19 protein-coding genes are annotated in these 20,281 nt (G+C 72.6%); 8 read left to right on the top strand and 11 right to left on the bottom strand.

Annotated features, from left to right (window positions below; all coding sequences use genetic code 11):
- Positions 1 to 110: 110 nt before the first annotated feature.
- Both OG455_RS15870 and OG455_RS15865 read right to left on the bottom strand, forming a co-directional pair.
- On the bottom strand, positions 111 to 371 hold the full coding sequence (locus OG455_RS15870) for a Txe/YoeB family addiction module toxin (protein ID WP_266294205.1): 261 nt from the start codon (positions 369 to 371) through the stop codon (positions 111 to 113).
- On the bottom strand, positions 368 to 625 hold the full coding sequence (locus OG455_RS15865) for a type II toxin-antitoxin system Phd/YefM family antitoxin (protein WP_266294203.1): 258 nt from the start codon (positions 623 to 625) through the stop codon (positions 368 to 370). The genes OG455_RS15870 and OG455_RS15865 overlap by 4 nt, the downstream gene beginning before the upstream one ends.
- 524 nt (positions 626 to 1,149) lie before the next feature.
- Between OG455_RS15865 and OG455_RS15860 the strand changes: the two genes are divergently transcribed.
- Positions 1,150 to 1,431 carry a type II toxin-antitoxin system Phd/YefM family antitoxin gene (locus OG455_RS15860; RefSeq protein ID WP_266294201.1) on the top strand — a complete coding sequence of 94 codons (282 nt, stop codon included), beginning with the start codon at positions 1,150 to 1,152 and terminating at the stop codon, positions 1,429 to 1,431.
- A complete protein-coding gene (locus tag OG455_RS15855) occupies positions 1,428 to 1,682 on the top strand; it encodes a Txe/YoeB family addiction module toxin (RefSeq protein WP_266294199.1) in 255 nt (84 codons plus the stop codon). The genes OG455_RS15860 and OG455_RS15855 overlap by 4 nt, the downstream gene beginning before the upstream one ends.
- Before the next feature lie 68 nt (positions 1,683 to 1,750).
- Here the strand turns inward: OG455_RS15855 and OG455_RS15850 are convergent, their stop codons facing one another.
- The 6 genes from OG455_RS15850 to OG455_RS15825 all read right to left on the bottom strand — a co-directional run bounded on the left by OG455_RS15850 (position 1,751) and on the right by OG455_RS15825 (position 5,069).
- On the bottom strand, positions 1,751 to 2,017 hold the full coding sequence (locus OG455_RS15850; RefSeq protein ID WP_266294197.1) for a type II toxin-antitoxin system RelE/ParE family toxin: 267 nt from the start codon (positions 2,015 to 2,017) through the stop codon (positions 1,751 to 1,753).
- A 160-nt stretch (positions 2,018 to 2,177) separates the two neighbouring features.
- Positions 2,178 to 2,537, bottom strand: coding sequence for a DUF488 domain-containing protein (locus tag OG455_RS15845; RefSeq protein ID WP_266294195.1), 360 nt, complete (start codon positions 2,535 to 2,537; stop codon positions 2,178 to 2,180).
- A gap of 15 nt (positions 2,538 to 2,552) precedes the next feature.
- Positions 2,553 to 3,215, bottom strand: a complete 663-nt coding sequence (locus tag OG455_RS15840; RefSeq protein WP_266294194.1) for an HAD-IA family hydrolase — start codon at positions 3,213 to 3,215, stop codon at positions 2,553 to 2,555.
- Positions 3,216 to 3,255: 40 nt separating this feature from the next.
- A complete protein-coding gene (locus OG455_RS15835) occupies positions 3,256 to 3,762 on the bottom strand; it encodes a deaminase (RefSeq protein WP_266294193.1) in 507 nt (168 codons plus the stop codon).
- Entirely contained in the window at positions 3,759 to 4,439 is a 681-nt protein-coding gene (locus tag OG455_RS15830) for a dihydrofolate reductase family protein (protein ID WP_266294192.1), read from the bottom strand. Before OG455_RS15830 ends, OG455_RS15835 begins: the two co-directional genes overlap by 4 nt.
- A 48-nt stretch (positions 4,440 to 4,487) precedes the next feature.
- On the bottom strand, positions 4,488 to 5,069 hold the full coding sequence (locus OG455_RS15825; RefSeq protein ID WP_266294190.1) for a pyridoxamine 5'-phosphate oxidase family protein: 582 nt from the start codon (positions 5,067 to 5,069) through the stop codon (positions 4,488 to 4,490).
- Positions 5,070 to 5,235: 166 nt separating this feature from the next.
- Between OG455_RS15825 and OG455_RS15820 the strand changes: the two genes are divergently transcribed.
- From OG455_RS15820 to OG455_RS15805, 4 genes are all read left to right on the top strand, one after another.
- Positions 5,236 to 6,048 carry a methyltransferase domain-containing protein gene (locus OG455_RS15820; protein ID WP_266294188.1) on the top strand — a complete coding sequence of 271 codons (813 nt, stop codon included), beginning with the start codon at positions 5,236 to 5,238 and terminating at the stop codon, positions 6,046 to 6,048.
- 553 nt (positions 6,049 to 6,601) lie between these two features.
- Positions 6,602 to 7,006 carry an NUDIX domain-containing protein gene (locus OG455_RS15815; RefSeq protein ID WP_266294186.1) on the top strand — a complete coding sequence of 135 codons (405 nt, stop codon included), beginning with the start codon at positions 6,602 to 6,604 and terminating at the stop codon, positions 7,004 to 7,006.
- 234 nt (positions 7,007 to 7,240) lie between these two features.
- Positions 7,241 to 10,006: a SpoIIE family protein phosphatase gene (locus OG455_RS15810; RefSeq protein ID WP_266294184.1), complete on the top strand. Its 2,766-nt coding sequence runs from the start codon at positions 7,241 to 7,243 to the stop codon at positions 10,004 to 10,006.
- Positions 10,007 to 10,263: 257 nt separating this feature from the next.
- Positions 10,264 to 12,885 (top strand): SpoIIE family protein phosphatase, encoded by a 2,622-nt coding sequence (locus OG455_RS15805; protein ID WP_266300814.1) that lies wholly within the window; start codon positions 10,264 to 10,266, stop codon positions 12,883 to 12,885.
- Between the two features lie 65 nt (positions 12,886 to 12,950).
- Here the strand turns inward: OG455_RS15805 and OG455_RS15800 are convergent, their stop codons facing one another.
- The 3 genes from OG455_RS15800 to OG455_RS15790 are packed head-to-tail and all read right to left on the bottom strand — an operon-like array spanning position 12,951 to position 16,442.
- Positions 12,951 to 13,739, bottom strand: a complete 789-nt coding sequence (locus OG455_RS15800) for a succinate dehydrogenase/fumarate reductase iron-sulfur subunit (RefSeq protein ID WP_266294182.1) — start codon at positions 13,737 to 13,739, stop codon at positions 12,951 to 12,953.
- Positions 13,726 to 15,648 carry a fumarate reductase/succinate dehydrogenase flavoprotein subunit gene (locus OG455_RS15795; protein WP_266294180.1) on the bottom strand — a complete coding sequence of 641 codons (1,923 nt, stop codon included), beginning with the start codon at positions 15,646 to 15,648 and terminating at the stop codon, positions 13,726 to 13,728. Before OG455_RS15795 ends, OG455_RS15800 begins: the two co-directional genes overlap by 14 nt.
- 8 nt (positions 15,649 to 15,656) lie before the next feature.
- Entirely contained in the window at positions 15,657 to 16,442 is a 786-nt protein-coding gene (locus OG455_RS15790) for a hypothetical protein (RefSeq protein WP_266294178.1), read from the bottom strand.
- Positions 16,443 to 16,589: 147 nt separating this feature from the next.
- Between OG455_RS15790 and OG455_RS15785 the strand changes: the two genes are divergently transcribed.
- Both OG455_RS15785 and typA read left to right on the top strand, forming a co-directional pair.
- Positions 16,590 to 18,158 (top strand): ABC transporter family substrate-binding protein, encoded by a 1,569-nt coding sequence (locus tag OG455_RS15785; RefSeq protein ID WP_266294176.1) that lies wholly within the window; start codon positions 16,590 to 16,592, stop codon positions 18,156 to 18,158.
- 137 nt (positions 18,159 to 18,295) lie between these two features.
- Positions 18,296 to 20,164: a translational GTPase TypA gene (gene typA, locus OG455_RS15780; protein WP_266294174.1), complete on the top strand. Its 1,869-nt coding sequence runs from the start codon at positions 18,296 to 18,298 to the stop codon at positions 20,162 to 20,164.
- Positions 20,165 to 20,281 lie beyond the last annotated feature (117 nt).

Genomic DNA, 20,281 nt, shown 5'->3' with positions numbered 1-20,281 from the left:
ACGGAGCTCCGGAGTTGCGCACTGTCCTGGAGCGGCAAGCAGGCGGCTTCCCGGGAACCGGTCCGGGGAGCCGCCTGTCGTGTCTTGGCCGACGATCCGCGTCGCCGGCCTCAATTCTCGTAGTGGTAGCGGCACTGGGCGATCAGGATCGAGTCGTCGGTGACCTTGTAGATCAAGCGGTGCTCGTCATTGATCCGACGTGACCAGTAACCCTGGAATCCGTGCTTGAGTGGTTCGGGTTTGCCGATCCCTTCGTTGCCGTTGCGCGTGACATCGGCAATGAGTGTGTTGATCCGCTTGAGGATCTTGCGGTCCTGGACTTGCCACCACAGGTAGTCCTCCCAGGCTCGGGAGGCGAAGGTGATCTTCACTCCGGGTCCGCCAGCTCCCGTACGGTCCCTCCGCCGTTCTCCAATTCCTCGATGGAGGCCAGGAGGCGGCGAGCGTTCGCGGGGCTGCGCAGCAGGTAGGCGGTCTCCTTGAGGGACTGGTAGTCCTCCAGAGAGACGATGACCACCGGTTCGTGTCCGGCGCGAGTGATCACTATCTCTTCGCGGTCATCCGTGACCGCATTGAGCACCTCGGCGTAGCGGGCGCGGGACTCCGAGTAGGTCATTGTCTTCATGACTCGACTCCTCCAGTAGGTACAAGAAACTGTACGCCCGTACTTGTGTGGCGACAAGGGCGCGAGCGACCCTCCGGTGGCCCGGGGCGGCCTCAACCGGCATCGCGAGGAGGGATCGCCGGCGGCCTGGACTCGGGGCGGCCTCTTCCGGGGCCAGGGCGCTGCCGGTCCGCAGATAGTCCGCAGAACGCTCGATCGCGACCGTCGTGTGCCGTCGCTCACCAACTCGGAAATGCCTGGTCGGCGGCATGATCGGCCGCTCTCCGGGGGTTAGGTTCGGCCGTCATCCGTTCCGCTTCAACGTCTGACTATGTGTCAGAAGTCCGGCCCGACCTGCCTGGTGGCAGGTCGGGCTGTTGTGTCTGGCCGTGCGGAGTCCGTGCTTCGCCGATGCCGCGCCGGAGCCGGCGGCCGGCGGCCTCCTGTCGGGTGCGGGTCAGCCTGGACCGTTTCGGCCTTCACTCGGCTGGCCACCCATGGGAGTGGTACGTTATTCGGTACCACTCTCCGAAGGGGTTCATGTCATGTCGATCACTGCGAGCGAGGCCCGCAAGGAGCTCTTTCCACTGATCAAGAAGGTCAATGACGACCACGAAGCCATCGAGATCGTCTCCAAGCACGGGAATGCCGTACTCGTCTCCTCGGAGGACTACGCCGCCCTGCGTGAAGGTTCCTACCTTTTGCGCTCGCCGGCGAACGCCCGCCGCCTGCTCAAGGCGTACGAGAACGCCCTCAGTGGTATCGGACTCTCCGAACGCGAGCTGATCGACCCCGACGCGGCAGATGTGGGGAAGGGCGCCGCGTGAGGCTCGTCTTCGAGGAGCAGGGCTGGGAGGACTGCGCGTCCTGGCTCAAGAACGACCGCAAGATGCTCGCCCGGATCAACAAGCTCATCGAGGACGTCGGACGTGACCCCTTCACGGGCATCGGCAAGCCGGAGCCGCTGAAGTATCACCTGCCGGGGGCCTGGTCACGGCGGATCGATGACGAGCACCGCCTCGTCTACCTGGTCACGGACGAGGAGATCATCATCCTCGCCGCCCGGTACCACTACTGATCGTCCGCCGCCGAACGTCGTCCCACCGTGCTGGACGGGTGCTGGATGGTCTGGCGCTGGGTCAGTGGTCATCCGGTCTCGTGAACGGTGGACCGATGCCCCACGTGGACGACCCATACCACCAGTTCACCGTCGTCGATCGTGTAGACGACGCGGTGGTCGCCGACGCGTAGGCGGGCACGCTCGGGCTGGGACACCGGCGCAGTGGTGTTGAAGCCGAGGGGGTCGGCCTCCAACTCGGTCAGCTTGGCCAGGATGCGCAGCGCCATGTCGCGAGGGATCTTCCGGAGTTCGGCCTGAGCCTCGGGTCGGAAGACGGTCCGGAACTCACTCATCGCGCGCCAGTGTCTCCCTCATGACGTCCTCGATGGGGATGCCGGCTGCCGGATTCGCCATGCGAACCCGTGCTGGTCGAACGTGCGAGCCGGAAGGGGGCTGGAGTGCGGGCCTCGCCGGCGTCGCGGAAGTCGGCCGGGCCGACGTCTCGGCCGTAGGTCACCCCGTCAGCAGTTCGACCAGCACCCGCACGTGACCGCCCGCCGGGTCGCGGTTGGCCGTGAGCAGGGTGAGCGGGGCGTGAGCGGCGAGAGCGGCCAGGGCGGTGAGGCGGGCGCGGGCCTCGGGGGTGTCGAGTTCGGTGCGGTAGCGGTGGGCGAAGTCCGCGGCCCGCTCCTCGGGGGCGGCGTGGAACCAGCGGCGCAGCTCGTCGGAGGGCGCCAGGTCCCTGGCCCACTCGGCCAGGGCGGCGCGCTCCTTGCTGACGCCGCGCGGCCAGAGCCGGTCGACCAGGACGCGGTGGCCGTCCGAGGGCTCGGGCGGGTCGTAGATCCGGCGGGTGCGGACGGAGCTGGGCACGGACCCAGTGTGGCGTCAGGCGGTGAGCCGGACCAGCACCGTGCCGTCGGGGCCCGGGGCGAGTCGGACCTGCTCCAGGGTCGCCACGAGCGCCGTGGGGCCGTGGGCCGCGGCGCGCGGGCCGACGCCGACCACCCGCATGCCGGCGGCGCGGGCGGCCGCGATGCCGGCGCCGGAGTCCTCGAAGACCAGGCAGTCGGCCGGGTCGATGCCCAGCTCGGCGGCGGCCTTGAGGAAGCCTTCCGGGTCGGGCTTGCTGGCGCTGACCGACTCGGCGGTGACGGCGAGCGCGGGCATCGGCAGGCCCGCGGCGGCCATCCGGGTGCGGGCGAGCGCGCGGTCGGCGGAGGTGACCAACGCGTGCGGGTGGCCGGCCAGGGCGGCCAGGAAGGCGGCGGCGCCGGGCACCTCGACCACGCCCTCGGTGTCGGCGGTCTCCGCGGCGAGCATCGCCGCGTTCTCGGCGAGGTTCTCCTCGACCGGGCGCTCGGGCAGCAGGATCGCCATGCTCAGGTGGCCCTGGCGGCCGTGCACCACGGACATCACGTGGTCGGCGTCCAGGTCGTGCTCGGCCGCCCAGCGCCGCCAGCAGCGCTCCACCACGGCGTCCGAGTCGACCAGGGTCCCGTCCATGTCCAGCAGCAGGGCGCGTACGGAGAGCTCGGTAGCGACGGTCATGCCGGGGCTCCTCGGGGGGTGTGGAGGCGGAGGTGAAGCCTTATGTTCCCCCAGGATACAAAAGGTGCCGGTTGACCTCGCGGGCGGCCCCCGCCAGCTCCGGCAGCTCCACCACCTCGACCCCGGCCGTGGTGAGCCGGTCGATCCCCTCGCAGCCGGTGACGAACAGGTCGGGCTCCCGCCAGGCCACCACCACCCGCGGGATCCCGGCGGCCAGCACCAGGTCGGCGCACGGGTGCGGGCGCGAGGCGCGGCGGCTGCACGGCTCCAGCGAGCTGTACAGGGTGGCGGTGCGCAGCCGCGGGTCGCCGGCCGGCAGCTTGCCGAGCGCGGACTCCTCGGCGTGCGCGACCGGGTCGCCCTCGCGGCTGTACCCCTCGGCCAGCACGGTGCCGTCCGCGTCGACGATCACCGCGCCGACCGAGAAGGCGCTCGCCGAGGGCGGGCACCGCCGCGACAACTCGACGGCCCGGGTCAGGAAGGCCAGGTCGTGGGTGACCGCGTCGTGGGTGGCCGGGTCGTGGGTGGTCGGGTCGTGGTCGTTCACGCGGACTCCTTGGGGGCGTAGCGGAGCACGACGACGTCTCCGACGGCCTCGGCGCCGAGCAGCCGCAGCCGTCGGGTGCTGCCGCCGGGGAAGTCGGCCGGGTTGACGAAGCGGGGTGCCGCGGCCTGGCCGACCAGCAGCGGGGCGACGGCCAGCCGCAGCTCGTCGGCCAGCCCGGCGGCGAGGAACTGGGTGTGCACCGAGCCGCCGCCCTCCACCAGCAGCCGGGCCACCCCGCGCCGGCCGAGGTCGTCCAGCAGCGCGCCGAGCGCCACCCGGGAGCCGAGCGCCGCGACCTCCGCGAGGCCGGCCAGCCGCTCGCGCAGCCCGGGCGCCGCCGCGTCGGTGGTGTACGCCAGCCGCTGCCCGCCGGTGTGCCAGAACCGCAGCTCGGGAGCGAGGTCGCCGCCCGCGCTGAGGGTCACCTTGAGCGGGTGGGCGGGGCGCCCGGCGGCCACCCGGGCAGCGCGCCGGCCGGGGGCGTTGACCAGCAGCCGGGGATTGTCACGGCGCAGCGTGGTGGATCCCACCAGGATCGCGTCGCAGTCGGCGCGCAGCTGGTCCACCCGGTCGAAGTCGGCGGCGTTGGAGAGCAGCAGGCGCTCGGGGGAGGAGTCGTCCAGGTAGCCGTCGATCGACATCGCGGCGCTGAGCAGCACATGGGGGCGGGCGGGCATGCCCCCACCGTACGTGCCCCGCCGTACGCGCCCGCTGCGGCCGCCCGGCTACGGGCGGGGCGGCAGCGGCAGCGGCAGGCCGGGCAGCCCGTCCACGCTGGCGCCCACGTACTCCTTCCTGGCGCAGTACTCGGCGAACTCCTCGTCGGTCTTGCGGTCGAAGTAGTCCCGCAGCAGCGAGCGGTCCTCGCGGTACTCCAGGTACGGGACCGCGAAGCCGCAGGAGTCGCTGATCCGCTCGGCGCGCACCAGCACGATCGCGCGCAGCCCCGAGCCGTCCGCCTCCGGCGCGAAGTGGCCCAGCAGCTCGCCGAACCGCGGATCGTCGCGGAAGACCGGCTCGCCGCGGCCGTGCACCCGCACCACGGTGGGCGGCCCGGTGAAGGCGCACCACATCAGCGTGATCCGGCCGTTCTCGCGCAGGTGGGCGATGGTCTCGGCGTGGCTGCCGCCGAAGTCCAGGTAGGCCAGGGTGAGTTCGTCCAGGACCGCCAGGGTGCCGGCGCGGCCCTTGGGGGAGAGGTTCACGTGGCCGTCGCCGGCGAGCGGCGCGGTGGCGGTGAAGAAGATCGGCTGGGCTTCGATGAACGAGCGCAGCCTGCCGTCGATCCGTTCATAGCTCTTTCCCATGGCCCGATTATTTGCTCACCTCGGGCGAGGGCGAAGGGCTTTTCCCTGAGTCTTGAATGCTGAGATCCATCTTCTTGACCAGTGAGACAGTCGCTAGGCTCCGGGCACTGCCGAAACCCGTTCGGGTGACTCTCCCGAACCCGTTCGAAGCCCGGAGGCACCAGCTATGACCGACCATCAGACGGTCTACACGCACGGCCACCAGGACGCGGTGCTGCGCTCGCACCGCTCGCGCACCGCCGCCAACTCCGCCGCCTATCTGCTGCCCGAGCTGCGGGCCGGGCAGGTGGTGCTGGACATCGGCTGCGGACCCGGCACGATCACCGCCGACCTGGCCGAGCTGGTGGGGCCGACCGGCAGGGTGGTGGCGGTGGACAGTTCGGCCCAGGTGCTGGAGCAGGCCGCGGCCCACGTGGCCGGGCGTGGCCTGACCAACATCGAGTTCGCGGTCGGCGACATCCACCGGCTGACCTACCCGGACGGGGCCTTCGACGTGGTCCACGCCCACCAGGTGCTGCAGCACGTGGCGGACCCGGTCGCCGCGCTGCGCGAGCTGCGCCGGGTGGTGGCGCCCGGCGGTGTGGTGGCCGCGCGGGACGCCGACTACGAGGCGATGACCTGGTACCCCGAGCGGCCGGAACTGGCCGCCTGGCTGGCGCTGTACCGGCGCACCGCGCGGGCCAACGGCGGCGAGCCGGACGCCGGACGCCGGCTGCTGTCCTGGGCGCGGGCGGCGGGCTTCACCGAGGTGACCGCGTCGAGCTCCAGCTGGACGTACGCGACGCCCGGTGAGCGGCTGTGGTGGGGCGAGTCCTGGGCGGACCGGACCGAGAGCTCCGGCCTGGCCGCCACGGCGCTGGAGCACGGCTTCGCCGACGCCGCCGAACTGGCCGCGATCGCCGAGGCCTGGCGGCGCTGGACGGTGGAGCCGGACGGCTGGTTCGCGGTGCTGCACGGGGAGGTGCTGGCCCGCGGCTGAGCCGCCGCCCACCGCCGCCGCCCACCACCGTCGCCGCCGCCCACCACCACCGCGCACCCGCCGTGTCCGGCCCCGCCCGCCCCGGCCGGACCTCGCACAGTGCGTACCGCCCGCCCCGGCGCGGACCCGTATTCGTCAGCACCTTGCGCGGCGGCGAGCGCCGGTCCACCCTTGCGATAGTCGTACGTGCGGCGTCGGATCGCGCACGTGCCGACCGGACGGGGGCGAACGGGGGCAGCATGCGAATCGGTGGCCGTCAGCCGGCGCGGGAGACGTGTCGGCCGATCAACGTCGGATACGAACCAGCCGGTCGGCGGCGGGTCGCCCCCATGGGCCGCGGCCCCCGTGCCTTACCCGGCGTTAACCCGGTGCCCGGGCACGTGACAGCGTCGAAACCTTGTCCGAACCTCCCGTTAGCGGGCCGTCCCTAGCCTCTGGCCAGGGACGGCCGGCACCGCCCCGGGCCCGACTCGACCCCCACCGAGCCGGGCCCGGCGCGGCGCAGCCGGGCGCCCGCGGCGCGGACGGCAGGCCAGGTCATAGGCTCGCGGCCATGGAGAACCGGATCGTGGTCGGCGGCGCGTTGATCCACCAGGGCCGAGTGCTGGCCGCCCGCCGCAGCGCGCCGCCCGAGGTGGCGGGGCGCTGGGAGTTCCCCGGCGGCAAGGCCGAACCCGGGGAGAGCCAGCAGGAGGCGCTGGAGCGCGAGCTCCTGGAGGAGCTGGGCGTGCGGGCCCGGGCGGTGCGCCGACTGGCGGGGGAGTGGCCGGTGCGGGCCGGACTGGTGCTGCGGATCTGGACGGCCGAGCTGCTGGACGGTGAACCGCGGCCGCTGGAGGACCACTCGGAACTGCGTTGGCTGGGACCTGACGAGCTGTCGGCGGTCGACTGGCTGGAGCACGACCGCGCGGTGCTGCCGCAGGTCGCCGCGCTGCTCGGGGCGCCTGACGCGCTGTGAGCCGGTGACCTCGGCGTTTCCTGGGCGCCAGGTCGATCCCGTCATAGGCCGATCGGAAAAGATGACCCGAACGCGCGGATAGCAAGGGGAATGCCGGGGTATGTCACAGTTCGGCATGAGCTGTGACGCTTGGTGCAGCAGGTACGCCTGGTGCAGCCCGTGCGTCCGGTGCTGCCGGCACGTTCGGTGAGTCGGCCGCGGACCGTCCGCGCCGGTCCTTGGGAGGCCTCGTCGGTGACCAGCAGGGGTAGCGGCGGGCGGGCGCGGCCCCACCCCGCGCGGACGGGCGGCGCGGCCGCCCGCGCACGGCTGCGGGCCGGCGCCCCACCCGGCGGCTCCGCCCCCACCGCCCGGGCCACCACCGCGCGGTCCACCACCACCCGGGCCACTGCCCCCGATCCGTCGCCCCCGCCGGTCGCCGGCGCGCCCGCCGCCGGGTCCGCCGCCCACCGCGGCTCCCCCGTCGAGCCGTTCCCCGGCGCCGGACCGGCGGTCGCCACGCCGGCTGCCCCCGGCCGCGACCACCCGTCCGGCGAGCACACCCAGGGCAGCCTCTTCGACATGGTCAAGGTCGCCATCGCGATGCTCGACACGGCCGGGCGGGTGGTGCTCTGGAGCCCGGCGGCCGAGGAACTGCTCGGCTGGCCCAGCGAGGTGCTGGTGGGCCGCCGGATCGACGAGCTGATGGTGGACGAGCGGCGGGTCGCCGACGCCCGCGAGGCGATGCGCACGGCGGTGCGCACCGGCGGCTGGCAGGGTCTGACCCAGCTGCACCACCGGGACGGCCCCAAGGTGCCGGTGGAGGCCCGGGTCTCGCTCCTGGTGGACGGTGACGGCACCCCGTTCCTGCTGGTCGCGCTGGCCGAGGCGCGCACCCTGCAGGCCGTGGAGCGCGACCTGGCGGTGCGCGACGCGCTCTTCGAGCAGTCCGCGCTCGGCATCGCGGTGCTGGACACCGACCTGCGCTACACCGCGGTCAACCAGACGCTGGCGGAGATGAACGGCGTGGCCGCCGAGGAGCACGTGGGGCGCACCACCGGCGAGACGCTGCCCGAACGGGCGGCCGACGAGATCAGTGTGATCCAGCGTCAGGTGCTGGCCACCGGTGAGTCGGTGATCGACGTGACGCTGGCCGCGCCGAGCACCGCGGCGCGCACCGGCTACCGCTCGATCTCCTACAGCCGGCTCACCGACCGCGGCGGGCGGGTGCTGGGCATCTCCGGCACCGTGATGGACGTGACCGAGCGGTACCGGGCGGTGGCCAAGGTCGAGCACGCCCGCCGCCGGCTCGCCCTGCTCAACGAGTTCGGCTCGCGGATCGGCGACCTGCTGGACGCCGCCCGGATCGCCCAGGAGCTGGCCAGCGCGGTGGTGCCGCGGCTGGCCGACTTCGCGGCGGCGATCCTGCTGCAGGCGGTGGCGCACGGCGACGACCTGCCCCGGCACGGCCACGACCGGCGAACCTCGCTGCTGCAGCTCGGGGTGGCGGCCACCCAGGACGGTGAGGAGGTGGAGGTGATGCTGCGCAGGGGCGCCCGGGTCAGCTTCGCCGAGGAGTCCTGCTACGGCCGGGTGCTGCGCACCGGTGTGCCCGAACTTCTCTCCGGTGCGGATGAGTTGGAGGAGGCCACCTATCCGGGTGATCCCAAGGTGCAGGCCGCGCTGTCACTCGGCACGCACTCGATGCTGGTGGTCCCGCTGCGCGCCCGCGGGATCGTGATCGGCCTGCTGGTGCTCAGCCGGGCCGGCCGCCGCGAGGGCTTCGACCGGGACGACCTGGCCTTCTCGGTGGAGCTCGCCGACCGGGCCGGCAGCTCGCTGGACAATGCCCGGCTCTACGTCCGCGAGCGCACCGCCGCGCTCACCCTGCAGCGCACCCTGCTGCCGCAGCAGGTGCCGCAGCCCACGGGCGTCGAGGTCGCCTACCGCTACGTGCCGGGCAGCAGCGGCACCGAGGTCGGCGGCGACTGGTTCGACGTCATCCCGCTGCCCGGCGACCGCACCGCGCTGGTGGTCGGCGACGTGATGGGCCACGGCCTGCGGGCGGCCGCCACGATGGGCCGGCTGCGCACCGCCGTGCGGGTGCTGGCGGCCCTGGACCTGCCGCCCGACGTGCTGCTGCGCCACGTCCACGAGCTGGCCGACGACCTGGCCCAGGGGCCGGACGAGGCGCTGCTGGCCACCTGCGTCTACGCGGTCTACGACCCGGCCACCGCGCTGCTGACGGTGGCCAAGGCGGGCCACATCCCGCCGGTGCTGATCCGCCCGCCGACGCCGGGGCCGGCCCGCACCGGCGGCCCGCTGCCCGGCGGCGAGGGCCAGGTGCTCGACCTGCCCTCGGGCGCCCCGCTCGGGGTCGGCGGCGTGCCGTTCGAGGCGGTCGAGCTGTGGATCCCGGAGGGCAGCGTGCTGGCGCTCTGCACCGACGGGCTGGTCGAGTCCCGGGACAAGGACCTGGACGTCGGCCTCGGACGGCTGCAGGCGGTGCTGGAGAAGCCGTACGGGTCGATCCAGCACGCCTGCGAGGCGGTGCTGGACACCATGGAGCAGGGTCGCGAGCCCGATGACGTGGCCCTGCTGCTGGCCCGCCTCGGTCGCGGCGAGGACGGCGCGCGCACGGTCGGCTGGACGCTGCCGGCCGAGCCCACCGCGGTCTCCCGGGCCCGCCGGCTGGTCCGTGGCGCGCTCCAGGAGTGGGGCATGGAGGAGCTGACCGACACCGCCGAGCTGCTGGTCAGCGAGCTGGTCACCAACTCGGTGCGGTACGCGAGCGCGCCGATCGGGGTGCGGCTCACGCTGGGCGAGACCCTGCTGGTGGAGATCTCCGACCCGCTGCCCGACCCGCCGAGGGAGCGGCACGCGGCGGCGGCCGACGAGGGTGGTCGAGGCCTGGAGCTGGTGCGCAGGCTGGCCCTGCGTTGGGGGGCGCGCGCCGAGGGAATGGGCAAAGTGGTCTGGTTCGAGCAGGAATTGCCGGGGAAGGAAGCGAATCGAGAATGAAGCGGGCGGCAGTCGATCACATTTTCGAATATTAGGATCTGTACATGCCATATATCCTGGACCGGCGCACGGGAGCGGACCAGGGGCGCGAGCGTGGCAGGCTGGTAGCGCGAGGCAGGGGGCAAAAACCTTCGCCCGATTTGATGTTGTGATGTTGAGGGCGTGTGCGCCCGCCCTCGGATGATGAATACTCGGTCATCTCAGGTCTTCTCGACATCCGGATGGGCGCGGGTTGGAGGGGTCGGTCCTTGAACAGCATGCCGGCGCGGGAAGCGCTGACTGGTGGCGGCCAGGTCGCCGTGCCCGGGCAGGCGGGCGCACCGGTCAGCACCGGCGTCTTCGAGCCCGCCGTGCCCGGGGAGAGCGCGGGGCCCGGTGCGAGCGCCGCGCCCGGCGCGGCTCCGCGCTGGGGCGGCAGCGACCCCGGCTCGATCTACGAGTACATCCGGGTCGCCACCTTCTCGATCGGCCGTGACGGGCGGATCAGCCAGTGGAGCGAGCGGGCCGCCGACTTCTTCGCGCTGCCCGCCGCCGACGCCCTCGGCGCCGACCCGGTGACCACCCTGGTGCCGCGCGAGCTGTGGCGCCAGGGCCGAGCCCGGCTCGAACGCACCCTCGCCGGCGAGGAGTGGGTGGGGACCGTGCCCTACCGCGAGCCGGCGGGCGCCGAAGGGCTGGCCGAGGTCTACCTGATGCCCGCCGACGGTTCCCCCGGCGCGCTCTGCCTGGCCGTCGACCTGGGCAAGCTGCGCCGGATCGAGACCGATCTGGCCGCTTCCGAGGCGGTCTTCGGGCAGACCCCCAGCGGCTTCTTCCTCTTCGACCGGCAGCTGCGGCTGCAGCGGGTCAACCAGGCCTTCGCCGACGCCGTCGGGGTCGAGCCGGACGCGCTCTGCGGGCTGACCTCGCACGACCTCTTCTCCTTCTCCGAGGCCGAGCGGCTGCAGGCCGCCCTGCGCCAGGTGCTGGAGAGCGGCAACCCGGTGGTCGACCTGCGGTTCAGCGGCGCCGTGCCCACCCGCGGCGGCGAGCGCCGCTGGGCCATCTCGCTCTACCGGCTGACCGGCCCCGGCGAGCGGCCGATGGGCGTGGCCGGCCAGGTCAACGACGTCACCAGCCGGCACGTGGCCGAGCGCGAGGCCGCCGGGGTGCGCCGCAACCTGGCGCTGGTCAACGAGGCCAGCGCGCACATCGGCTCCACCCTGGACCTGGAGACCACGGCCAAGGAACTGCTGGACGTGGTCGTCCCGCAGTTCTGCGACCTGGCCACCGTCGACCTCTACTCGGCCCTGCTCTCCGGCGAGACCGGCCCCTCGCTGGCCGGCGCCGGCGCCCACCCCTACGACGGCAGCGGCGAGCTGCGCCGGGTCGCGGTCTCCAGCGTGGTCGGGGGCGCCGCCTCGGTGCTCGGCGGCGACCACGGCGGCGGCTACCCGAACCAGTCCTACGGCTCCCGGCTGGCCGCCGCCGAGGCCGGCGGCACGCTCTGCTACCCGCCGCGCTCCCCGCACGCGCGGGCCCTGCGCACCGGGCGCAGCGCGATCCCCGACCCCGGCCCCGACCCGCTGCTGCGCAGCACGCTGGTCGTCCCGCTGGTCGCCCGGAACGTGGTGCTCGGCCTGATCCAGCTCTCCCGGGCGATCGGCAGCGAGCCCTTCGACGCCCGCGACGTGGCGATCGCCGAGGAGATCGCGGCCCGCGCCGCGGTCTGCGTGGACAACGCCCGGCTCTACCGGCGCGAGCACGAGCGCGCGCTGATCCTGCAGCGCAGCCTGCTGCCCCCGGGCAACCCGGAGGCCAGCGGCCTGGAGATCGCCTGCCGCTACCGGCCCAGCAACAACAACACCGAGGTGGGCGGCGACTGGTTCGACGTCATCGCGCTGCCCGGCAACCGGACCGCGCTGGTGATCGGCGACGTGATGGGGCGCGGGCTGCGCGCGGCGGTGGCGATGGGTCAGCTGCGCACCGCCGTGCGGACATTGGCGATGCTCGACCTGGAGCCGGCCGAGGTGCTCAGCTCGCTGGACGAGATCGCCCGGGGCCTGGGCGACCCGGGACCGCTGCCGCCCGGCCACGGCGGCGTGGGCCGCCGGGTGGACGAGGACGCGGCCGAGGTCTACCTGGCCACCTGCGTCTACGCCGTCTACGACGCGGTCACCAGGCGCTGCACCTTCGCCAACGCCGGGCACCTGCCCCCCGCGCTGCTCAGCCCGGGCGAGCCGGCCCGGATGCTCGACGTGCCGCCGGGCCTGCCGCTGGGGGTGGGTGGCGAGCCGTTCGAGGAGGTCACCCTGGTGCTGCCGGACGGCGCGTTGCTGGGCCTCTACACCGACGGCCTGGTGGAGTCCCGCAAGCACCAGCTGGACGAGGGCCTGCACGCCTTCCGCGCCGCCCTGGAGAACGGCGCCCCGGTGCTCGAAACCCTCTGCGACCAGGTGCTCAACGAGCTGGACCCGCACCACGGCGAGGACGACATCGCGCTGCTGATGGCCCGGGTGTGCGCGCTGCCCGAGGACTCGGTGGGCGACTGGCGGCTGCCATCCGAGCCCACCTCGGTCTCCAAGGCCCGCGAGCGGGCCTGCGCCTGGCTGCTGGCCCGCGGCCTGGACGAGCTGGTCGACACCACCGAGCTGCTGGTCAGCGAGCTGGTGACGAACGCGCTGCGGCACGGGCGCGGCGACATCCGGCTGCGGCTGCTGCGCGACACCGCCGTGGTCTGCGAGGTCTGGGACGACGGCTACGCCCAGCCCCGCCAGCGCCGGGCCCAGGAGACCGACGAAGGCGGACGGGGCCTGCAACTGGTCAGCCTGCTGGCCGAGCGGTGGGGCAGCCGGCGCACCCCGCACGGCAAGATCGTCTGGTTCGAGCTGAGCATCTGAGCAGCTGATGAGCTTCTGAGCCGCTGAACCAGCCGGCCGGCCGAACCGGCTGGTTCAGTGCGGCGTCAGTTCTTCGGGCGCAGGCCGATCTTCGACCCGAGCCAGACCAGCGGGTCGTACTTGCGGTCGGCCACCCGCTCCTTGAGCGGGATCAGCGCGTTGTCGGTGATCCTGATGTGCTCGGGGCAGACCTCGGTGCAGCACTTGGTGATGTTGCAGTAGCCCAGCCCGTGCACCTCCTGGGCGCTCGCCCCACGGTCCAGCCCCTGGTCGGCGGCCGCGTCCAGCGGGTGCATGTCCAGCTCGGCCACCCGCATCAGGAAGCGCGGGCCGGCGAAGGCGGCCTTGTTCTCCTCGTGGTCGCGCACCGCGTGGCAGGTGTCCTGGCAGAGGAAGCACTCGATGCACTTGCGGAACTCCTGCGAGCGCGCCACGTCCTCCTGCCGCATCCGGTACTCGCCGGGCGCCAGGTCCGGCGGGGGGACGAAGGCGGGGATCTCGCGGGCCTTGGCGTAGTTGAAGCCCACGTCGGTGACCAGGTCCCGCACGCTCGGGAAGGTGCGCAGCGGGGTGAGCACCACCGGCTCGTCGGGTGGCAGCGCGGACATCCGGGTCATGCAGAGCAGCCGCGGCCGCCCGTTCACCTCGGCGCTGCACGAGCCGCACTTGCCCGCCTTGCAGTTCCACCGCACCGCGAGGTCGGGTGCCGCGGTGGCCTGCAGCCGGTGCACCAGGTCGAGCACCACCTCGCCCTCGTGCACCTCCACCTGGTACGAGACGAAGCCCCCCTCACCGCCCGCCCCGCGCCAGACCCGGAACTCCCTGGTGGTCGCGGGACGCTCACTGCTGCTCATCGGCCAGCTCCTCCGGAGTGAAGTACTTCGCCAGTTCGGTGCGTTCGAAGAGCGCCAGCAGGTCGGCCCGGACCGGCGGGTTGGCCTGCCGGGCCACCTCCACCTCCCGCTCCCCGGCCAGTGAGCAGAGCAGGTTGACCCGCCGCCAGTCCCGGTCCATCCCCGGCCAGTCCTCCCGGGTGTGGCCGCCGCGGCTCTCCCGGCGCAGCAGCGCCGCGCTGGCCACGCACTCCGAGACCAGCAGCATGTTGCGCAGGTCCAGCGCCAGGTGCCAGCCCGGGTTGAACTGCCGGTGGCCCTCCACCGCCACCGCCGCGGCCCGGCGGCGCAGCACCGCGAGCCGGTCCAGCGCCTGCTTCATCTCACCTGCCCGGCGGATGATCCCGACCAGGTCGTTCATGGTCTGCTGCAGCTCCTGGTGCAGCGCGTACGGGTGCTCGCCCCTCTCGCCCCCCTCGCCGCCCTCGGTGCCCTCGGTGCCGAACGGCGCCAGTGCCTCGGCGGCGGCCGCCGCCAGCTGCTCCCGGTCGAGCTCCGGACGCTCGGCCAGCCCCGCCACGTACCGGGCCGCGTGCAGCCCCGCCCGGCGCCCGAAGACCAGCAGGTCGGAGAGCGAGTTGCCGCCCAGCCGGTTGGAGCCGTGCATCCCGCCGGCCACCTCGCCCGCCGCGTACAGCCCGGGTACGGCGGGGCTGGCCGCGGTGTCCGGGTCCACCTCCACGCCGCCCATCACGTAGTGGCAGGTCGGGCCGACCTCCATCGGCTCGCGGGTGATGTCGACGTCGGCGAGCTCCTTGAACTGGTGGTGCATCGAGGGCAGCCGCCGGATGATCTCCTCGGCCGGCAGCCGGCTGGAGACGTCCAGGAAGACCCCGCCGTGCGCGGTGCCGCGCCCGGCCTTGACCTCGGAGTTGATCGCCCGGGCCACCTCGTCGCGGGGCAGCAGCTCGGGCGGGCGGCGGTTCTCGCCGGGGTCCGCGTACCAGCCGTCCGCCTCGGCCTCGGTCTCGGCGTACTGGCCGCGGAAGACGTCGGGCACGTAGTCGAACATGAACCGCTTGCCCTCGCTGTTGCGCAGCACCCCGCCGTCGCCGCGCACCGACTCGGTGACCAGGATGCCCTTCACCGAGGGCGGCCAGACCATGCCGGTCGGGTGGAACTGGATGAACTCCATGTTCAGCAGCCGGGCGCCGGCCAGCAGCGCGAGCGCGTGGCCGTCGCCGGTGTACTCCCAGGAGTTGGAGGTCACCTTGAAGGACTTGCCGATCCCGCCGGTGGCCAGCACCACCGCCGGGGCCGCGATGGTGAAGAACTGCCCGCTCTCCCGCAGGTAGCCGAAGACGCCGGCCACCCGGTCCCCGTCCTTCAGGATCCTGGTGACGGTGTACTCCTGGAAGACCTTCAGGCCCGACTCGTACTGTGCTGGATCTTCTTGGCCGCTCTCCTTGAAGTCCGCCTGCTGCAGCGCCACGATCCGCTGCTGCAGGGTGCGGATCAGCTCCAGCCCGGTCCGGTCACCCACGTGCGCCAGCCGCGGGTACTCGTGGCCGCCGAAGTTGCGCTGCGAGATCCGCCCGTCCTCGGTGCGGTCGAAGAGCGCGCCCCAGGTCTCCAGCTCCCAGACCCGTTCGGGTGCCTCCTTGGCGTGCAGCTCGGCCATCCGCCAGTGGTTGAGGAACTTGCCGCCGCGCATGGTGTCGCGGAAGTGCACCCGCCAGTTGTCACCGCTGTTCACGTTGCCCATCGAGGCGGCGATGCCGCCCTCGGCCATCACGGTGTGCGCCTTGCCGAAGAGCGACTTGCAGATCACCGCGACCCGCATGCCCTGCTCACGGGCCTCGATCGCGGCCCGCAGCCCGGCCCCGCCGGCGCCGATCACCACCACGTCGTAGCTTTCGTAGTCGTCCACGGAGCTCCTCAGAAGAACTTCGGGTCGGTGAAGACCCCGGACGAGACCAGGTACACGTACAGGTCGGCGAGCCCGACCGAGCAGAGCGAGGCCCAGGCCAGCTGCATGTGCCGGGCGTTCAGCCGTCCCACCAGCTGCCAGGCGCGGTAGCGCACCGGGTGCTTGGAGAAGTGCCGCAGCCGTCCGCCGACGATGTGCCGGCAGGAGTGGCAGGAGAGGGTGTACGCCCAGATCAGCGCCACGTTCACCAGCAGCACCAGGGTGCCGAGCCCGGCGTGCCCCCAGGCGCCGGAGGGGTCGCGGAAGCCGAGCACCGCGTCGTAGCTGAGGATCCCGGCGACCAGGATCGCCAGGTAGAAGAAGTAGCGGTGGAGGTTCTGCAGGACCAGGGGGAACCGGGTCTCGCCGGTGTACTTGGCGTGCGGCTCGCCCACCGCGCAGGCGGGCGGCGAGGACCAGAAGGCCCGGTAGTAGGCCCTTCGGTAGTAGTAGCAGGTCAGCCGGAAGCCGAGCGGGAAGACCAGCACCAGCAGGGCGGGGGAGAGCCGCCACCAGTCGCCGATCACCGCCCAGTCGGCACCCCCGCGCATCGGCACGCAGTCCGCGGCCAGGCAGGGGGAGTAGAACGGCGAGATGTACGGCGCCGCGTAGTAGTGGGCACCCTCGAAGGCCCGCCAGGTCGAGTACGCGATGAAGACCAGCAGGCCGGCCGCCGTGCTCAGCTGGGGCAGCCACCAGCGGTCGGTGCGGAGGGTGCGTTCCGGGATCGCAGCACGCTTGGTCGTTGTGGCCATCCTGCGAGTGTGACCTTGATCACAATTACTCGGAAGGCCTCGGACAGGATTGGCCGCGAGTCGATCCTCCTCGGTCGCTGCGCCGATCGGAGGACAGCTTGTCGTGTCGTCAGTTCAGCTGCCGCACAGTGCAGTTGAGTGGGCGCCATGAAGAGCATCAGGGTGCTCGCCGCGGCCGCACTGCTCGGCGCACTGGCGGGCTGCTCCGGCGCGCCGGCGCCGGCCACGCCGTCCCAGTCCGCCGCCGACCTCACCCCGTCCGACCGCGGCGCGGTCCGCCAGGGTGGCACGCTGCGCTGGGCGGTGGACGAGGTGCCCGCCGCACTGGACGTCTACCAGCCCGACGCCACCCCCGACACCGCGCTGATCGCGCACGCCGTGCTGCCCAGCCTGTACCGGCTGGACGACCACGCCCGGCCGGTCGCCGACCCGGACTACCTGGCGGGCGCGCAGGCGGTCGACCGGACGGTCACCTACCGGCTGAACCCGAAGGCGGTGTGGAGCGACGGCACGCCGCTGACGGCCGCCGACTTCTCGGCCCAATGGACTGCGCTGCGCGACACCCACCCCGGCTACCAGGCGATCGAGTCGGTCGCCCAGGGCGCCGACCCGCACCAGGTGAAGGTGGTCTTCCGGCAGCCGTACGCGGAGTGGAAGGCCCTGTTCAGCCCGCTGAACCCGGCCGCCGGCCTGCCGCTGAGCGCCGGACCGCTGCTGGTCAAGTCGCTGGACGCCAAGGGCGGCAAGGCGGCGCTGGTCCGCAATCCGCGCTGGTGGGGCGCTGCCGCCAAGGTCGACGAGCTGGACTTCCTGGCCACCGCCGACCGCCTCGACGCCCTCTCCAAGGGCCGGATCGACGTCGCCGCGCTGGAGGGCACCGTCGACCACCCGCCCGCCGCGAAGTCCGCCGACGCGGTGGACGCCGCCGCCCGGACACTGGAGCAGGCCAAGGCGCTGCCCGGCATCACCTTGCACCGGGCCGCCGCCCCGGCCTTCACCCAGCTCACCCTGAACGGCGCCCGCGGCGAGCTCGCCGAACCCGCGGTGCGCCGCGCCGTCGCCGCCTGCGTGGACCGCGGCAAGCTCGCCCAGGCCGCGCTGACCCCGCTCGGACTGCCCGCCGTGCCGCTCGGCAACCACCTGCTGATGGCCGACCAGCAGGGCTACCGCGACAACAGCGGCGCCCTCGGCGCCACCGCCAAGTCCCTGCACCTGGAACTGAACCTGCTCTTCCCCGACGGCTCGGCCACCGCCCGCCGCACCGCCGACGCCCTGGTCGCCCAGCTGGCCCCGTTCGGCATCACGGTGCACCCACAGCCGGCCGCGGCCGACAGCTTCGTCCGCGGCCACCTGGCCACCGGCGACTGGGACCTGGCGCTCTTCTCCTGGCCCGCCACCGCCTTCCCCGCCACCGACGAGCGTCCGCTCTACACCAAGCCGCAGCCCGGCCCGGACGGCAAGCCGGTGGCCGGCCTCAACTACGGCGGGACGGGGACGGACGAGATCGACCAGCTCTTCGCCAAGGCCGAGGCCGAGCCGGACGCCGCCAAGCAGGCCGCGCTGCTCCAGGAGACCGACCAGCGGATCTGGCAGCTCGGCCACTCGGTGCCGCTCTACCAGCGTCCCGAGCTGGTGGCGGTGCGCACGGGCGTGGCCGGCGCGGGTGCTTACGGCTTCGGCTGGCCCCGCTACCAGGACCTGGGCTTCCTGCGCTGAGCGTGCGCGGTGCTCCGCTTCGCGGGAGGTCCCGGCGGCCACGTACGATAGGACAAGCCGTGGCATGGTAAGCCCGGCGGGTGGACCGGGAAAGGCCGGGGCGCCACAACCCACGACTCCGGGAGAGTTCGCTCCGCATGCCCACGCGCAATGACATCCGCAACGTCGCCATCGTCGCCCACGTCGACCACGGCAAGACGACCCTGGTCGACGCGATGCTCAAGCAGGCCGGTGCCTTCGCGGCTCACCAGCACCTCGACGACCGCATGATGGACTCGAACGACCTGGAGCGCGAGAAGGGCATCACCATTCTCGCGAAGAACACCGCGGTCAAGTACCACCCCAAGGAGGGTGGCGCGCCGATCACCATCAACATCATCGACACCCCCGGCCACGCCGACTTCGGTGGCGAGGTCGAGCGCGGCCTGTCGATGGTGGACGCGGTCGTCCTGCTGGTCGACGCCTCCGAGGGCCCGCTGCCGCAGACCCGTTTCGTGCTGCGCAAGGCGCTCACCGCCAAGCTGCCGGTGATCCTCTGCATCAACAAGACCGACCGTCCGGACTCCCGGATCGACGAGGTCATCAACGAGACCTACGACCTCTTCCTGGACCTGGACGCCACCGAGGACCAGATCGAGTTCCCGATCGTCTACGCCTGCGCGCGTGACGGCGTGGCCTCGCTGACCAAGCCGGAGAACGGCACCGTCCCGGCCGACAGCGACTCGCTGGAGCCGTTCTTCTCCACCATCCTGGCGCACGTGCCGGCCCCGGAGTACGACGCCGACGCCCCGCTGCAGGCGCACGTCACCAACCTGGACGCCGACAACTTCCTCGGCCGCATCGCGCTCTGCCGCGTCGAGCAGGGTGAGCTGCGCAAGGGCCAGCAGGTCGCGTGGATGAAGCGGGACGGCTCGATCCAGCAGGTCAAGATCACCGAGCTGCTGATGACCGAGGCGCTTACCCGCAAGCCGGCCGAGGTGGCCGGCCCCGGCGACATCTGCGCCGTCGCCGGCATCCCGGACATCATGATCGGCGAGACGCTCGCCGACCTGGAGAACCCGATCGCGCTGCCGCTGATCACGGTGGACGAGCCGGCCATCTCGATGGTCATCGGCACCAACACCTCGCCGCTGGTCGGCAAGGGCGGCAAGGGCCACAAGGTCACCGCCCGGATGGTGAAGGACCGCCTGGACAAGGAGCTGGTCGGTAACGTCTCGCTGCGCGTGCTGCCCACCGAGCGCCCGGACGCCTGGGAGGTGCAGGGCCGCGGTGAGCTGGCGCTGGCCATCCTGGTCGAGACCATGCGCCGGGAGCTCTTCGAGCTGACCGTCGGCAAGCCGCAGGTGGTCACCAAGATCGTCAACGGCAAGACCCACGAGCCGGTCGAGCGGATGACGATCGACAGCCCCGAGGAGTACCTCGGCGCGATCACCCAGCTGATGGCTGTCCGCAAGGGCCGCATGGAGACCATGACGAACCACGGCTCCGGCTGGGTCCGGATGGAGTTCATCGTCCCCTCGCGCGGCCTGATCGGCTTCCGCACCCAGTTCCTGACCGACACCCGCGGCACCGGCATCGCGCACAGCATCTTCGAGGGCCACGAGCCGTGGTTCGGTGAGCTGCGGATGCGCAACAACGGTTCGCTGGTGGCCGACCGCGCCGGCGTGGTGACCCCGTTCGCCATGATGGGCATCCAGGAGCGCGGCACGCTCTTCGTCGAGCCCACCACCGAGGTGTACGAGGGCATGATCGTCGGCGAGAACTCGCGCCAGGACGACATGGACATCAACATCACCAAGGAGAAGAAGCTCACCAACATGCGTGCCGCTTCCTCCGACACCACCGAGAACCTGGTGCCGCCGCGCAAGCTGTCGCTGGAGCAGTCGCTCGAGTTCTGCCGCGAGGACGAGTGCATCGAGGTCACGCCGGAGACCGTGCGCATCCGCAAGGTCGTGCTGGACCAGAAGGAGCGCGGCCGCAGCGCCTCGCGCGCCAAGAAGAACTGACACCAGCTCAGTCGACTCTCGTAGCGCCGTCAGCCGGTTCCCCCTCGGGGGAGCCGGCTGACGGCGTTTCAGTCACCTGTTCGGCGGCACCAGGCGCCCGAGTGGCCCTGCTGCGGG

The sequence above is a fragment of the Kitasatospora sp. NBC_01287 genome (genome assembly GCF_026340565.1).
Classification (GTDB): domain Bacteria; phylum Actinomycetota; class Actinomycetes; order Streptomycetales; family Streptomycetaceae; genus Kitasatospora.
The sequence above is the reverse complement of the archived record's forward strand: the minus strand, read 5'-3'. Positions and strand labels throughout refer to the sequence as shown.

What these genes read in the sequence shown, in the direction of transcription:
- OG455_RS15805 (WP_266300814.1), top strand. Translation starts at nt 10,264, where the DNA reads ATGCCGGCGCGGGAAGCGCTGACTGGTGGCGGCCAGGTCGCCGTGCCC.
- OG455_RS15820 (WP_266294188.1), top strand. Translation starts at nt 5,236, where the DNA reads ATGACCGACCATCAGACGGTCTACACGCACGGCCACCAGGACGCGGTG.
- OG455_RS15785 (WP_266294176.1), top strand. Translation starts at nt 16,590, where the DNA reads ATGAAGAGCATCAGGGTGCTCGCCGCGGCCGCACTGCTCGGCGCACTG.
- OG455_RS15825 (WP_266294190.1), bottom strand. Translation starts at nt 5,069, where the DNA reads ATGGGAAAGAGCTATGAACGGATCGACGGCAGGCTGCGCTCGTTCATC.
- OG455_RS15850 (WP_266294197.1), bottom strand. Translation starts at nt 2,017, where the DNA reads ATGAGTGAGTTCCGGACCGTCTTCCGACCCGAGGCTCAGGCCGAACTC.
- OG455_RS15830 (WP_266294192.1), bottom strand. Translation starts at nt 4,439, where the DNA reads ATGCCCGCCCGCCCCCATGTGCTGCTCAGCGCCGCGATGTCGATCGAC.
- typA (WP_266294174.1), top strand. Translation starts at nt 18,296, where the DNA reads ATGCCCACGCGCAATGACATCCGCAACGTCGCCATCGTCGCCCACGTC.
- OG455_RS15815 (WP_266294186.1), top strand. Translation starts at nt 6,602, where the DNA reads ATGGAGAACCGGATCGTGGTCGGCGGCGCGTTGATCCACCAGGGCCGA.
- OG455_RS15790 (WP_266294178.1), bottom strand. Translation starts at nt 16,442, where the DNA reads ATGGCCACAACGACCAAGCGTGCTGCGATCCCGGAACGCACCCTCCGC.
- OG455_RS15800 (WP_266294182.1), bottom strand. Translation starts at nt 13,739, where the DNA reads ATGAGCAGCAGTGAGCGTCCCGCGACCACCAGGGAGTTCCGGGTCTGG.
- OG455_RS15860 (WP_266294201.1), top strand. Translation starts at nt 1,150, where the DNA reads ATGTCGATCACTGCGAGCGAGGCCCGCAAGGAGCTCTTTCCACTGATC.
- OG455_RS15840 (WP_266294194.1), bottom strand. Translation starts at nt 3,215, where the DNA reads ATGACCGTCGCTACCGAGCTCTCCGTACGCGCCCTGCTGCTGGACATG.
- OG455_RS15865 (WP_266294203.1), bottom strand. Translation starts at nt 625, where the DNA reads ATGAAGACAATGACCTACTCGGAGTCCCGCGCCCGCTACGCCGAGGTG.